The 14,731-nt window shown below is 65.9% G+C and carries 9 protein-coding genes; 5 read left to right on the forward strand and 4 right to left on the reverse strand.

Features of this window, described 5'->3' with window-relative positions; all coding sequences use genetic code 11:
- Nucleotides 1-542 precede the first annotated feature (542 nt).
- The 5 genes from VT03_RS29430 to VT03_RS32995 all read left to right on the forward strand — a co-directional run bounded on the left by VT03_RS29430 (nt 543) and on the right by VT03_RS32995 (nt 9,630).
- Entirely contained in the window at nt 543-4,715 is a 4,173-nt protein-coding gene (locus VT03_RS29430) for a hydantoinase B/oxoprolinase family protein (RefSeq protein ID WP_075096305.1), read from the forward strand.
- Between the two features lie 241 nt (nt 4,716-4,956).
- The gene (gene fabF / locus VT03_RS29435) at nt 4,957-6,237 is read left to right on the forward strand and encodes a beta-ketoacyl-ACP synthase II (RefSeq protein ID WP_075096306.1); all 1,281 of its coding nucleotides are present in this window, start codon (nt 4,957-4,959) and stop codon (nt 6,235-6,237) included.
- An 83-nt stretch (nt 6,238-6,320) separates the two neighbouring features.
- Nucleotides 6,321-7,274 carry an alpha/beta hydrolase gene (locus tag VT03_RS29440; protein WP_156514842.1) on the forward strand — a complete coding sequence of 318 codons (954 nt, stop codon included), beginning with the start codon at nt 6,321-6,323 and terminating at the stop codon, nt 7,272-7,274.
- A gap of 656 nt (nt 7,275-7,930) precedes the next feature.
- A complete protein-coding gene (locus VT03_RS29445; protein WP_075096308.1) occupies nt 7,931-8,563 on the forward strand; it encodes a hypothetical protein in 633 nt (210 codons plus the stop codon).
- Nucleotides 8,564-8,668: 105 nt separating this feature from the next.
- A protein-coding gene (locus VT03_RS32995; RefSeq protein ID WP_231870551.1) for an IS630 family transposase occupies nt 8,669-9,630 on the forward strand; the annotation gives its coding sequence in 2 pieces (ribosomal slippage) (nt 8,669-9,005 and nt 9,005-9,630; 963 coding nt in all).
- Nucleotides 9,631-9,638: 8 nt separating this feature from the next.
- Here VT03_RS32995 and VT03_RS29460 read toward each other — a convergent pair.
- The 4 genes from VT03_RS29460 to infB all read right to left on the reverse strand — a co-directional run bounded on the left by VT03_RS29460 (nt 9,639) and on the right by infB (nt 14,659).
- The gene (locus tag VT03_RS29460) at nt 9,639-10,007 is read right to left on the reverse strand and encodes a Rieske (2Fe-2S) protein (protein WP_075096311.1); all 369 of its coding nucleotides are present in this window, start codon (nt 10,005-10,007) and stop codon (nt 9,639-9,641) included.
- Between the two features lie 107 nt (nt 10,008-10,114).
- Nucleotides 10,115-10,963, reverse strand: a complete 849-nt coding sequence (locus VT03_RS29465) for an endonuclease III domain-containing protein (protein ID WP_075096312.1) — start codon at nt 10,961-10,963, stop codon at nt 10,115-10,117.
- 170 nt (nt 10,964-11,133) lie between these two features.
- Nucleotides 11,134-11,625, reverse strand: coding sequence for a 30S ribosome-binding factor RbfA (gene rbfA, locus VT03_RS29470; RefSeq protein ID WP_075096313.1), 492 nt, complete (start codon nt 11,623-11,625; stop codon nt 11,134-11,136).
- 64 nt (nt 11,626-11,689) lie between these two features.
- A complete protein-coding gene (infB, locus tag VT03_RS29475) occupies nt 11,690-14,659 on the reverse strand; it encodes a translation initiation factor IF-2 (protein WP_075096314.1) in 2,970 nt (989 codons plus the stop codon).
- Nucleotides 14,660-14,731 lie beyond the last annotated feature (72 nt).

Raw genomic sequence — 14,731 nt, forward strand, 5'->3', positions numbered from 1 at the left:
GGGCTAGGGCCTGGGGGGAGAGGAGTGGGGCGTATTGTGTCGTTCGTGGGAGGAATGCACAGCCCGCCCCGAACCGCGTTCTCGCCGGGATGGCTTCCATAGTTCAAACCCAATGTGCGACGGCCACTGGGGTCAAGGGGGCCTCGCCCCCTTGCCGCCGGAGGCGCTTCGATGAGGAACAGTGGTCAGCGACGGGTGTCCCCTTTGTGGAACCGGCGTTGGGGACTCATCGCTCGCTTCGTATTCCCCGCGGGTTGGTGAAGGGGCATCCGACACGTTTGCCAAAGTTGGATACGCCCTCCTTCAGACATCCCTCGACGGCCAGGCCTCCGGCGGGCAAAGGGGCCTTGCCCCCTTGCATCCCCCACCAGGGTGACCCCTGGACCCGGTTCATCGGCCGATGATGTTTTCTCCGCGTTCTCTGCGCCTCTGTGTTTCAAAAATTCGCTTCCATCGACTTTCGATTCCCGCCAATCAGAATGGAACCCCGGGTTGCCCGCCCCGCTCTCAACGACACCCGCCCCCCCCGCCCCGGAAGACCAATGGTCACCACCCCCGGCACCGCACCTCCCCTCTGGCAGTTCGCCATCGACGTCGGCGGAACCTTCACCGACTGCGTCGCCATCTCCCCCCGCGGCCAAGTCCGAACCTTCAAAACCCTCAGCTCCGGCCGCACCAAAGGAACCGTCAGCCGGATCTTCGACCTCCAGATCCTCGAAGACCCCATCCGCTCCCGCGACGCCGACGGCTTCTGGATCGGAGCCCGCCTCTTCGTCACCGGAGGCCCCGCCGAAGGCCTCCCGATCCTCGACTCCCACGCCGGCGGCGGACGACTGCGGCTCGAAGGAAAACTCCCGCCGACGGTCGTCGCCGGAACCCCCTACGAAATCGTGACCGGCGAGGAAGCTCCCGTCCTCGGCATCCGCTGGCTGCTCGGCCTGCGACTCGGCGAACCGCTCCCCCCGTGCGACGTCAAACTCGGAACAACACGCGGCACGAACGCCCTCCTTGAACGAAGGGGAGCCCGCGTCGGCTTCGTCACGACAAAAGGTTTCGGCGACATCCTCCTGATTGGCGATCAGGCTCGGCCTAAGCTCTTCGAGCTGGCGATCCGCAAACCGGAGCCGCTGTTCCAGCAGTCTGTCGAGGTCGACGAACGCCTCGCCGCCGACGGTGCCGTTCTCATTCCGCTCGACCGGGATTCAGCCCGAGCCCGGCTCGAAGAGCTGCGCCAGGCGGGCATTGACTCCGTCGCGATCGCGCTCCTGCACGCCTACCGCAATCCCGTCCACGAGCAGGCGCTGGCCGCCATGGCCCGCGAACTGGGCTTCCGCGAGGTCGTCACCTCCCACGAAGTCTCGTCGACGATCAAGCTCGTCCCCCGCGGCGAGAGCACGGTTGTTGATGCCTACCTCAACCCGATCCTGCGGGACTACGTGACGCGGATCGCATCCCAGCTCCAAGGAGAGACTCATGCGGGGACGGGCAAATCCGAAATGCCCCCGTTTCCCCGGGCGAATGCCGAACGGTTCGAGCGGTTTCTGTCGGAGAAAGGATTGCGCCCGACCCAGGAGCGAAGCCTCATTCTGGAGGCAATCCTGGCGTTCCCGAAGGCCTTTGAAGTCGAAGAGCTCGTTCAACATCTGGCTCTCTCCCCCGGCGGAGGGCGGATCTCACGGTCGACGGTCTATCGAACTCTCAACCTGCTGCACGAGGCCGGAGACCTTCAGGTCATCACAACTGACCTGTTTCCCGATCGATACGAGCTCGTCCCCGCCTCTTCGGTCCGCAGCGGCACCCGGCTGCAGCTCATGACCTCCTCCGGAGGACTGGTCGAACCGAGTGCCTTTTCCGGCCGGGACAGCATCCTGTCGGGCCCGGCGGGCGGCGTGATCGGATTCTCGCTGACGGCGGCCCGGGCCGGCTTTCCCCGGTCGATCGGGTTCGACATGGGGGGGACGAGCACCGACGTCTCCCGCTACGACGGGCGATGGGAGCTGGAATACGAAAGCCGCAAGGCGGGAGTGCGGATCACCGCTCCGATGCTGGCGATCGAAACGGTCGCCGCCGGCGGCGGGAGCATCTGCCGCTTCGACGGCGTGAAGCTCGTCGTCGGACCCGAAAGCGCCGGCTCCGACCCCGGCCCCGCCTGCTACGGCCGCGGTGGACCGCTGACGATCACGGACTGCAACGTCGCGCTTGGTCGGATCGTGACGGACCATTTTCCCTTCGTCCTCGATCGGGACGCGATCGACCACCGGCTGGAGGAACTGGCGGCCGTCGTTGAACACGGCACCGGCCAGCGGATGTCGCCCGAAGAGATCGCGGCGGGCTTCATCGACATCGCCAACGCCCACATGGCCCGAGCCATCCGGCGGATCTCGATCGCCAAAGGGTACGACCCGGCGGATTACGCCCTGGCGGTCTTCGGCGGCGCCGGAGCCCAGCACGCCTGTGCCCTCGCCCGGCAGTTGGGCATGACGGACATCGTCATTCACCCGCTCGCCGGTGCGCTGAGCGCCTACGGGATCGCCTGTGCCGATGCCGTTCAGCACGCCTCCCGGTCTCTGCTGCGTCCGCTGTCGGAGTTCGCTGTCGGTCAGTTGGACGCGGTCTTCGCCGAGCTGGAGACCGAAGTCCGGACCGGATTGAACGCGGCCGAGGGCTCCGTCGGGCTCGTCCGGTCTCTGGATCTGCGATACCTCGGCCTCGAGTCCGCTGTCACGATCGTTGAGCCCAAGGACGGAAATTACGCCGCCGCCTACGAAGCCGAGCACGAGCGGCAGTTCGGTTACCGTCGATCGGGCCGGGCGATCGAAGCGGTCGTCGCCCGCGTCGAGGGACGCGTCTCACGGGAACTGCCCCCCTCGCCGGGCTCGGAACGACGCTGGAAACGCGGGGACGAGACCCGCGTCGTCATCGCCGGCGGATGGCGGACCTGTCCGACGTTCGTCCGCGATCCCGCGGGCGTGGTCGAATCGGTCGGCGGCCCCGCCCTCCTGGCGGAGTCGATGACCACGGTCTTCGTCGAGGAGGGTTTTCGAGCCGCCTTCGCCGAGGACGGTTCGATCGTTCTGCGGTATCTCGGAGGGGCGGACCGGCAGGCCCAGGACGACGATCTCGAACACCCCCACCCTGTCCGCCTCGAAGTGTTCAACAACCAGTTCGCCTCGATCGCCGAGCAGATGGGAGAGACACTCCGGCGGACCTCCGTCTCGACGAACGTGAAGGAGCGGCTCGACTACAGCTGCGCGGTGTTCGATGGACAGGGAGCTTTGGTCGTCAACGCCCCTCACATTCCGGTGCACCTCGGTGCGATGGCTCAGACGGTCCAGTGCGTCCTCCGTGACAACCCCGACTTGAAACCGGGCGATGTGGTCCTGACGAACGACCCGTTCCGCGGCGGCTCCCACCTCCCCGACCTGACCGTCGTCACGCCGGTGTTCGACGATGCCGGAGCGAAGATTCTCTTCGTCGTCGCCAGCCGCGCTCACCACGCCGAAATCGGTGGAATCGTCCCCGGCAGCATGCCCCCCTTCTCCCGGAATCTCGCCGAGGAAGGGGTTCTGATTCGGAACTTCCATGTCGTCCGCCAGGGGGCGTTCCAGGAAGAGGAACTGCGTCAACGGCTCGGGCAGACCCCGGGGAACTCGGCAGCGTCGCCGGTCTCCTACCCCTCCCGCCGGCCGGACGACAACGTCGCCGACATCATGGCCCAGATCGCCGCCAACCAGACCGGCGTCCGCCTTCTTGGCCGACTCGCCGCGGAGGAATCGCTGCCGGTCGTCGAGCGGTACATGCGGTTCATCCGCGAGGCGGCGGCCCGCAAGGTTCGCCAGGCCCTCGCCGCCCGCCCCGACGGAGAGGTGCGCTGCGTCGACTACCTCGACGACGGAACGCCGATCGCCGTCCGGATCACGATCACGGGCGATCAGGCGACCGTCGATTTCGAGGGAACCGGCCCGGTCCTGGCGACCAATCTCAATGCGAATTCCGCCATCGTGACGGCGGCGGTGCTCTATGTGTTCCGGACCCTCATCGACGAGGAGATCCCTCTCAACGGCGGCGTACTCGACCCGGTGACGATCCGCATCCCGGAGTGTCTCCTGAATCCCCCGCCCCACGACGACCCGCGGCGGTGCGCGGCGATCGTCGGCGGAAACGTCGAAACCTCCCAACGCGTCGTCGATGTGCTCCTGGCCGCCCTTGGCCTGGCGGCCGCCAGCCAGGGAACGATGAACAACCTCACCTTCGGCGACGGGACGTTCGGGTACTACGAAACGATCTGCGGCGGCAGCGGAGCAACCTCCGGCGCCGATGGAGCGGACGCCGTCCACACCCACATGACGAACACCCGCCTGACCGATCCCGAGATCCTCGAACACCGCTACCCGGTCCGATTGCGGCGCTTCGCCATCCGCCGCGGCTCCGGAGGCCCCGGCCAGCACAGCGGAGGAGACGGGATCGTCCGGGAGCTTGAGTTCCTCGCCCCTCTCAGCGTCTCCATCCTCTCTCAACGCCGGGGAGCGTTTCCCCCTCCCGGTTTGCAGGGAGGGACGGCCGGGGCGATCGGGAACAACCGCCTGATCCATGTTTCGGGGGATACCGAGGACCTCGGCGGGTGCGCCCAGCGGGAAGTTGTTTCCGGAGAAAGACTTGTGATCGAGACGCCCGGGGGCGGCGGATTTGGGACAATACCATCGGAAGGAGGATGAGGCGTCGTAAGTCATTTCAGAACAGTCAATTGTGCCTCGTTGTCGCATCGGGCGGCTGGTCTCTTCGGTCCGGCGCAGCCCCCCGGGTTTTCGCATTCCCCGGAAAACGCTTTCCGTTCACTGCCGAACGGCCTTACAATCACCGGCGGTCAGGCATGACTCCGCCACGAGCGGAGTCTTTGTCATTTGTCCGTCGGCGGTTGAGAACGCCGGCGGCAGCGGTGAACGTTTAGGAATGACTATGAGACGGCGCGTCGTTGTGACGGGTTTGGGCTGCATTACGCCCGTAGGAAACACCATTGAGTCGATGTGGAAGTCCCTCCAGGAGGGAAAGAGCGGCATCGACTTCATCTCGCACTTCGACGCCTCCGCCTATCCGACCAAGTTCGCTGCCGAAGTCCGCGGGTTCCAGCTCGGGGACTACGTCGATAATCCTGACCGCTTCGCTTACTCGGGCCGGAACATCCGCTTCGCAATCGGCGCCGCCACGCAGGCGGTCCGCGACGCCGGCCTGGGCGAGAACCACGACCCGGCCCGCTTTGGTGTCTATCTCGGCGCCGGCGAAGGCCAGCAGGACTTCGTCCTCTTCATGTCGACCCTCGCCGACGCGCAGAAGAACGGCGACTTCGACATGGAGATGTTCACCCGTCTCGGCCTCGAGCGGATGAACCCCCGGTTCGAAATGGAGCAGGAGCCGAACATGCCGGCCGGACACCTGGCCAGCCTGTTCAACGCCCAGGGACCGAACCTCAACTGTCTCACCGCCTGTGCCGCCTCCAGCCAGGCGATCGGCGAGGCGACCGAAATCATCCGTCAGGGCGAAGCGGACATCATGCTCTCGGGTGGGGCCCACAGCATGATTCACCCGTTCGGCGTGACGGGCTTCAACCTCCTCACCGCTCTCTCGACCCGCAATGAGTGTCCGCCGAAGGCCTCGCGTCCGTTCGACCGGGACCGCGACGGGTTCGTTCTAGGGGAAGGAGCAGGAATGCTCATCCTCGAAGAACTAGAACATGCCAAGGCGCGCGGAGCTCGCATATATGGAGAGGTTGCGGGTTATGGGTCGACTGCGGATGCTTATCGGATTACCGACATTCATCCGGAAGGCCGCGGCGCGACGAGCTGCATTAAGATGGCTCTGAACGACGCCCGCATTAATGTCGAGGACATCAGCTACATTAACGCGCACGGGACGAGCACCGAGGTCAACGATAAGGTCGAGACCGGCGCGATCAAGCGGTCCTTCGGCGATCACGCCCGGAAGGTGGCGATTTCCAGCACGAAGAGCATGATGGGACACCTCATCGCCGCGGCCGGAAGCGCCGAGGCGATCGTCTGTCTGCTGGCGATGCGGGACAGCGTTCTGCCGCCGACCATTAACTACGAAACGCCGGATCCGGAGTGCGACTTGGACTATGTGCCCAATACTCCCCGGACAGGAACGGTCCGCCATGCCCTCTCGAATAGCTTCGGTTTCGGCGGCCAGAATGTTTCCTTGATCTTTTCCCAATTTAAGGGGTAGAACACGGATAGAATTCAACTGCGGGCCTCGAACGGATTGCCGGGGGAGAAAGACAGTTGTTCTGGTCGGTCGCGATTCTATGTGTGGCCCTCATTCTGCTGGGAGAGGCTGCGTTCCATATCTACTATGGTCGGCGCATCCTGACGTATTTCGAGATGTCGCCGCCGTTCCTGGCGCCCGTCGGAGTTCCTGACCCGGCGGCGGAACTGATCGCTTTCCGCAGTGCTGACGGGGTGATTCTCCGCGGGGCGATCGCACGGACCGATGACTCGCCGCGGGGACTCGTGGTCTTCTGCCCCGAGACCCGGGCCGACTTCTGGTCCTACCAGGCTTACATTCCCGAGGCGCTCGCTTCGGGCTACGACATCCTGTCGTTCGACTTTCGGAACCAGGGTTTCAGCGACGCCGATTCGAACTACCAGCCGCTCCACTGGCTGACGAAGTTTGAAGTCAGCGACCTCGAGGCGGCGATCGATTTCGCCCGCCGCCACGAACGCTATTCCGACCTCCCGATCGTCCTGCACGGGGTCTCGCGGGGCGCGAGCGCGGCGCTTCATGTCGCGGCGACCCGGCGGGACATTGCTGGTGTCGTGACGCAGGGGGCGTTCTCCTGCTGGACGCTTTTTGACCACTACGTCCGGAAGTGGAAACGGGCCGTTATTCCCCGCCTGCAGTACGTTCTGCCGAACTGGCACAACTGGATCACGATGTGGGTGGCCCGCAAGATGAGCGAGCGCCGCCGCGGCGGACGGTATGTCTCGCTTGAGTCCTCGCTCCCCCGCCTGCGGCGGCTGCCGATGCTCTGGATGGGGACGCAGCGGGACAGTTGCATCCCTCGCGAAGTGACCGAGACCCTGTTCTCATTGACCGGGCATCCGGAGGGAGACCTGTGGATGGCGCCGCGCGGCCGTCATAACGGTGAACGCGTGGCTGCTCCGGAGGAGTTCGACCGCCGCCTGCGGAACTTCCTCGATCAGGTCGGGCTTCCGGCCTCGAGCCGGAAGCCGATCGCGGCTCCGATGCCGAACGTCGCGTAGCGTTCTGGGGTGTGTCGGCGCCCTTGAGCCTGCGGCTACGTGCGGTGCAGTGCTCATCAAGTGAAGTCCAGTTTCCAGTCTCCGTGCTCTTTGTCGGTGGACGGTCGGAAGTGTAGGGGCAAGGCGGGGGCATTGGCCCATTGGTGACCGCTCCAGTACTGGCCAACCGGGTCCAGGGGCACCCTGGTCAGGGGATGCAAGGGGGAGAATCCCCCTTGCCCGCCGGAGGCCTGGCCGTCGAGCGACGTCTGACGGAGTGCGTGTCCAAGCGCGGACACCGTGCCGTATGCCCCCCTCACCAACCCGCGGGGATTGCAAAGCCAGCGGTGTCGATTGAGGGAGTCCTCAACGCCGGTCCCACAAAGCGGACGCCCGTTGTTTCCCACGGTTCCTCACAGGAGTGCCTCCGGCGGCAAGGGGGCGTGGCCCCCTTGACCCCCAGGCTGCCGTGGCACGTTGGGTTTGAGCTATGGAAGTCGTGCCGGCAACGACGCGGTTCGAGCCAGCGGGACAGTCCCTCGTTGACCGACCACCATCCAGCAAATGCACTTGGGCAAAGCTCCCTGCCAGATCCGCGTTGTCGACTCGGTCTGGCATTCTGTACGCTCGTGTCTGCGGGGGACTGGCCGCCGCGCCATGACCGTCGGGGATTTCCCATGACCATCCGAATGCTGGGCCGGACCGCCGCGCTGTTTCTCGCTCTATCGGTCGGCGCCATCGCGCAGGAGACCGCCGAGGACAAAGTTCCGCTGGTCATCTTTCCGAATGCCGTCGGCTCCGAGTGGACGTTCCAGAACGGAGCGATGCAGATTGCCGAGCGGATCGCCGCCTACGAGAAGATCGGCGACGAGTCCTGCGCCCGGCTCGACACCATCTACGACGGCAAGGTCGTCGCCTCGGAACACATCGCCTTTCGCAAGGACGGCATCTACCGCGTGGCGATCGCGGGAAAACGGATCGAGCCGGCGTTCCTCTTCGTGAAGCTCCCCCCGGAGCATGGGGCCCAGTGGAAGGTGAAAAGCCGGATCGGCGACGACGAGCTTTCCGGGGAGTTCAACGCTCTGATCACGGAGGTCACTGTGCCGGCCGGAAAGTTCCAGGCGCTGTCGGTCCTGGGGAAGAACTTCAAGGCGGGAGACAAGAAACTCGAGTTCGAGACCGCGTTCGCTCCCGGGGTCGGCAAGGTCCGGCACGCGGTGCGGATCGACGGCCGCGAGACCCTCCTTGAGCTGAAGGCGTTCGCGCCTGGCCCGGCGGATGCACCGACCGCGGATGACGCGAAACCGTAATTGCGGCGTCCCTTTGGCCAGGGAGCGGCGTTAGAGCGGTTCTCTTCAGTCTCTAGCGCCATCCGCGGAAATTGAGTAGGACAGGTAACCTCAAGGAGGCTGCCGATGAAGGCTTACTCGATGGATCTCAGGAACCGGGTGCTGGCCGACTGCGACGCTGGGATGGAGGCCCGACAGGTTGCCGTGAAGTACAACGTCAGTGAGTCTTGGATCAGACGCCTCCGCCAGAGACGGCGGGAGAGCGGTGAAACGGCTCCCCGGCGACCGAAGACGTCTCCTCCCAAATGGCAGCCTTATGCTGACTCGATTGAGCAGTTCGTGACGGACCAGCCGGATGCCACGCTCGCGGAACTCAAAGAGCATCTGGAAATTCCACTCAGCATCCCGACTCTCTCCCGGGCGCTGATCGCCCTCCGGTTCACCTTGAAAAAAAAGTCTTCCGCGCCGCGGAGCAGGACCGGCCGGACGTCGCCGACCAACGGACGGACTGGCGGAAGTGGCAAAGCTCACTGAGTCCGGAGGACATGGGCCGGTTTGTCTTCATCGACGAGACCTGGGCCTCGACGAACATGAGCCGCCGGTATGGCCGCAGCCGAAAAGGCCAGCGGCTGATCGGTGCGGTTCCCCATGGGCACTGGAAGACCACGACGTTCGTGGCGGCACTCCGGCTAGAGGGACTCACCGCGCCGGTGGTGATCGACGGCGCCATCAATGGGCGGATCTTCCTGGCCTACGTGCGCCAACAGCTGGTGCCAACCTTGCGGACTGGCGACATCGTGGTGATGGACAACCTGGCCTCGCACAAGGTGCTGGGTGTGCGGGAAGCCATTGAGGGGGCCGGAGCGCGGGTGGCCTACCTACCGCCGTACAGTCCAGACCTGAACCCCATCGAGCTGGTGTTCTCGAAGCTGAAGCGGCTGCTGCGGAGTGCCAAGGAGCGGACGGTGGAGGGGCTATGGGAACTGCTGGGGAAGGTTCTTGACCGCTTCTCCGCGGACGAATGTGGCCGCTACATCACCCATTGCGGGTACCACCCCAGTTCCAAGCCCGCCGCTACACCGCCGTGAAAACGAGACTAGGGTGTCGGCGGGGAAGCGGAGTCGCCGGCCGCAGGTTGCCGCGGAGGCGGGTCGGGAACGCAGACCTGGATGGCGGTCCCTTCCACGCGGACTGAAAAGCATTCACTGCGGATCTTGGACTTGGGGCTGTCGAGCCAGCTTCCGTCCTTGAGCGAGAATCGCCAGGCGTGCCAGGGGCAGCTCACGGCGTGGCCTTCGACATAGCCCTCGGCCAGCGACGCTCCCATGTGCGGGCAGAAATCGTTGATGGCGAAGTGCTCGCCGCCGACGCAGAAGACCCCCACCATCTTGCCGTTCACTCGGAAGGAACGCCCCTCTCCTTCCGGGATCTCGCCGACTTGGGCGACTGTCTGGAACTCGCTCATTCCGCGTCGATCTCTGCGAGGCAATGGGGCTTCAAGCGTTCAACGGCAGTCGACCACCCGATTCGCTGACAGCCGACAGCGGACCATGAACGGCCGGCGGGAGACGTCTACTTCTTGCGGGCCGCTGGCTTCGCCTTCGTGACCTTCGTCGGCGGGACGGGGGGCTTGCCCGCGGGCTTGGCCGTCCGCTTGGGCATCGTGGTGGGCTCGGGCTTCTTGGTCTTGACGACTTTCGGAGCCGGCTTCGTCGGAAGCCCAGCCAGGAGGTTGCCGAGCCGCTCGACCGCTGAGAGGGGGTCGGGCTCCGTTCCGGCGGCGACCTTGAACTTCCCCTTGTAGGCGGGATCCGTCGCGAGCTGCCGGATGACGTGGCAGAACTGGTCGGTATCGGCCTTGCGGATGATGTGCTTGAGGTCTTCCGCCGCCTCCTCCACTCCCATCCCCGGCTCCACGAGCCCCAGCCAGGTCAGGACTTCGCGGCTGCGGTCATCGAGCGGGATCGCGTGCGCACCGAGGGAATAGTGGTGCAGGCACAGCTTCATGAACGGGGTGAAGTGCCGGATCTTGGCCAGCTGCTTGTCGACGACGTCCGCCGTCTTCCGCCGGAGCTGCTCGAGGTCGAAGTTGAAGTACTTCTCGAACGTGAACTGCAGGAGCTCCCGGATGCGGACCGCCTTGGGACCCGCCTCGGAAAGGGGCTCGAGGGCCTGCTCGATCTCGGCGATGGAGCTGACGCGAATCTCGTTCAGGTCGTGGAACGACTCCAGGAGCCGCTCGTAGGCTTCCGTGGCCGAGGGAGCGGGAGCGTTCTCCAGGATCGCGGCAAAGAGCAGCGTTTCGAGCGTCGGATACTCGATCTCGGGCGGATGACCCTTGTACTGCTTCTTCAGGACCGCCGCGACCTTCTGCGCGATCGCCAGTCGATCGGATGCCTTCAACTTCTTGACGTTTGACATGGTCTCTTCCGATGGTTGGTGTCCCGACTCCCGGGGCACGATCCACTGACGCTTCGCTTAACCCGCGATGCCCCCGCTCCGTCCGGGCCCGTTGACGTCGGCATCCTGTTTCGGAAGAGGCCCGCGGCCGCGAGCCTTTTCCCATTCCGCCGTCTTGTGCCCCAACACCTTCACGGCGCCTCCCGATCCGGGTTCGGGGGGGCCGGCTCGTCCGGACCGGCGGTCCCCTCGTCCTCGATCGACTCCGCGCTCTCCTCGTCGTTCTCTTCGTCCCCCTCGCCTTCCTCGTCTCCCTCCCCGTCGTCGTCCTCATCCGCCGGCTCGGGAAGCGCTTCCCGCAGCTGGCGGCTGATCTCCAGGCTCTTCTTGATCCCGGGGTCGACGATGAACGACAGGACCGGCGTCCAGCGCAGGTCGAGCTCCTCGGCGATCTTCTGCTGAAGCCATCCGCGGGCCGCCTCGAGCCCCTTCAGGCTCAGCCGCTCCGTCTTGGGATCCCCCATGACGGAGACGTACACCTTGGCGGAGCGGAGGTCCTCCGGGACTTCGACGGAGATGACCGTGATATTCCGCGCCCGCGGGTCGCGCATCTCCATCAGGATCGCCTGACTGACGACCTGCTTGACGGCCTGGGCCACACGGGCGAGACGACGCTGGGACACTCACTCTCCTGATCCGGGGACCGGCCGCCGGGGCTCGTCCGAGGACGTGAAACGCTTCGGGAACTTAATCCAGGGTCCGCTTCCGCTCTTCGATCCGGAAGGCTTCCAGGAGGTCCCCTTCCTTGACGTCGTTGAAGCCGTCGAGACGAATCCCGCACTCGAGACCGTCGCGGACTTCGCGGACGTCGTCCTTTTCCCGCTTCAGCGAGGCGAGGGCGTAGTCGTTGAGGATCTTCTGGTCGCGGATGACGTGGACGCGGTTGGCCCGCTCGATCAGCCCGCTCAGGACGCGGCAACCGGCAATGGTTCCCGTCTTGCTGATGTTGAAGGTCCGCAGGACGATCGCCCGGCCGGTCTGGACTTCGACCCGCTCCGGCTTGAGCAGACCTTCGAGGGCCTTCTTGATGTCGTCCGTGACGTTGTAAATGATGTCGTACCGGCGGATCTGGACCCCTTCCTGCTCGGCCAGGCTGGCGGCCCGGTCTTCAGGGACGACGTGGAAGGCGACGGTGATCGCTCCCGTCGAAGAGGCGAGATACACGTCGCTCTCGTTCACCCCGCCGACGCCAGCGTGGATGATCTGCACGCGGACTTCCGGGTGCTCGAACTTGTTGATCTCGTGCCGGAGGGCCTCGACCGAGCCTGGCGTGTCCGCCTTGATGATGAGCGGCAGGGTCTTGAGGGTTCCGTCCCGCTCGGCGAAAAACTGCTCGAGGGTCTTGGGCCCGCCGCGGCGGGCAAGGACCTCGTCCCGGCCGCGGGCGCGGCGGCGGGACGCCACCTCGCGGGCCATTTCGACGTCATCCACCGCGAAGAATGCGTTGCCGGGGCTCGGGACTTCGTCGAGACCGGCGATCTTCACCGGGGTCGACGGACCCGCCTCGGTCAGCTCCTGGTCGCGGTCGTTGTACATCGCCCGGATGCGTCCGGTGGCCGAACCGCACAGGAGCATGTCGCCGACGCGGAGCGTACCGCGGCGGACGATCGCCCAGGCGATCGGACCGCGGCCTTCGTCGCGGAAGGCTTCGAGGCACACGCCGTCGGCCGGCGTCTCAACCGGAGCGGAGAGGCCGTTCAGTTCCGCCGTGACGAGGAGCGTCTCCAGCAACTGGTCGATGTTGATCCCCTGCAGACCCGAGACCCGGACCACTTCCGTGTCGCCGCCCCACTCCATCGCCTGGATGCCGTGCTGGGCGAGTTCGGTAAGGACCTTAGTCTCGTTGATGCCGGGGAGGTCGATCTTGTTCATCGCCACGACGATCGGCACGCCCGCCGCCTTGGCGTGGGCGATACATTCGACCGTCTGCGGCATGACGCCGTCGTTGGCGGCGACCACGAGCACGACGATGTCGGTGACGTTGGCCCCGCGGGCCCGCATCTCACCGAACGCCGCGTGACCGGGGGTGTCGACGAACGTCAGCTTCTGACCCTTGTGTTCGACCTGGTAGGCGGCGATGTGCTGGGTGATCCCCCCCGCTTCGCCCGCCGCGACGTTCGCCGACCGGATCCGGTCGACGAGGGTCGTCTTGCCGTGGTCGACGTGGCCGAGGATCGTGACGATCGGCGGACGCGGCAGGACCGGAACGCCGAAGTCTTCGTCCGGCCGGTCGAGCCAGGCCTGGAGTTCGTCTTCGACGTCGTCCTCGCGGGCGGCACGGATTTCGACCCCCAGCTCAAACCCGATTTCGAACGCCGTGTCGGCGTCGATCGGGTCGTTGATCTGGACCATCTTGCCGTTCTTCATGCAGATCCCGATCAGCGCGCTGACCGGACGGCCCAGAAGTTCGGACAGGTGCCGCATCGTGGTCGGGAAGGCGACTTCCGCCTCCTTCTTGAACTCGACCGGACCCGCCCGCCGATGCCGCTTCTGCTGCTTGACGATGCGGTCTTCTTCTTCCTCCGCGGCGGTGCGGGTCGTCGACCGCTTCCGCTGCCGCTCGCGGCGGATATCGTCGAGCCCGCCCGAGCTTCCTCCCTTGCCGCCGGGCTTCTTGGCGCTGTCGTCCTCGGCCGTGAACGTGACCTTCTTCCGGGTACCCGCAGCACCGCCGGGGGGCGTCACCTGCTTGTGACGCTCCATGATGTCGGCGAGCTTGGTCTTCTTGAACGCGTCCGGCGTGATCCGGACTTCCGGCTTCTGGGCCGGAGTGCTGTCGGCCGCCGGAGCGGCCCGCGGCGTGAACGTCGGCCGGGCCATCGTGAAGCCCGGCTTGCGGCCGCGGTCGCGACGGTCGTCCCCTCCCCGATCGGCGGGAGCGGGCGTCGCTCCGGCGGCGGGGGTCGGCGGAGCGGTTCCACCACCCTTGCCCGGTTCGCGAACGGTTCCGACCGCTCGCATGTCCCGCACGGCCCCGAGGCCGCGGTTGCCGAACTCGTCCCGCTTCATCGGTGTCGTGCGGGCGATCGGCCGGGTCGGAACGGCGGGGCTGGCTGGAGCGGCCGGCGCGGGGGCCGCAGGAGGCGCGGTCGGCGGCGCCTTGGCGGCCGGAGCCGCTGTGGCCGGAGGAGGACCCGGAGGTCCCTTCTTCGCTTCCACGGGAGGAGCCGCCGCGACCGGAGGAGCCTCCGGGGCCGAGTCCGCCGGCGGAGCCGGCTCGACTTCGGCTTCCGCTTCGGGAGCCGGAGGAGCCTCTTCGACGACGGCTGCTTCGGCCACGACCGGTTCCGGCGCTTCGACGACCGGCTCTTCGATCACTTCTTCGACCGGCGGGGCGACCGCTTCTTCCGGCTCCTCGACGACGACCTCCTGGGGCCGCGTCCGCGCGAGCGGACCGGAGGGGGTGATCTTCTTCATCTCGCGGAGCTTGCCGCCGATCGGTTCGCGAGTCGCCCCGACAGGCTCGGGCTTGGCCGGCGCGGACGAGGCCCCCTTGGTCCGCTGCTTCATGAAGCCGAGAACCATGTCCCGTTCTTCCGGAGAAATGCTGGCGAGCGGCGAGCTCTTGACGTTGAGCCCCGCATCATTGCAGTACTGAATGAGCTCTTTGCTATCGAGATTGAGCTCTTTCGCGAGTGCGAAAATCCGAATCTTCAATCGAAACTCCTGTGACCCTGAGGCTCCTGCCCCGGGCAGGAACTCTCATCTTTGGAATCGCTGTCTCCCCGC

This window comes from Planctomyces sp. SH-PL14 (assembly GCF_001610835.1).
Classification (GTDB): Bacteria; Planctomycetota; Planctomycetia; order Planctomycetales; family Planctomycetaceae; genus Planctomyces_A.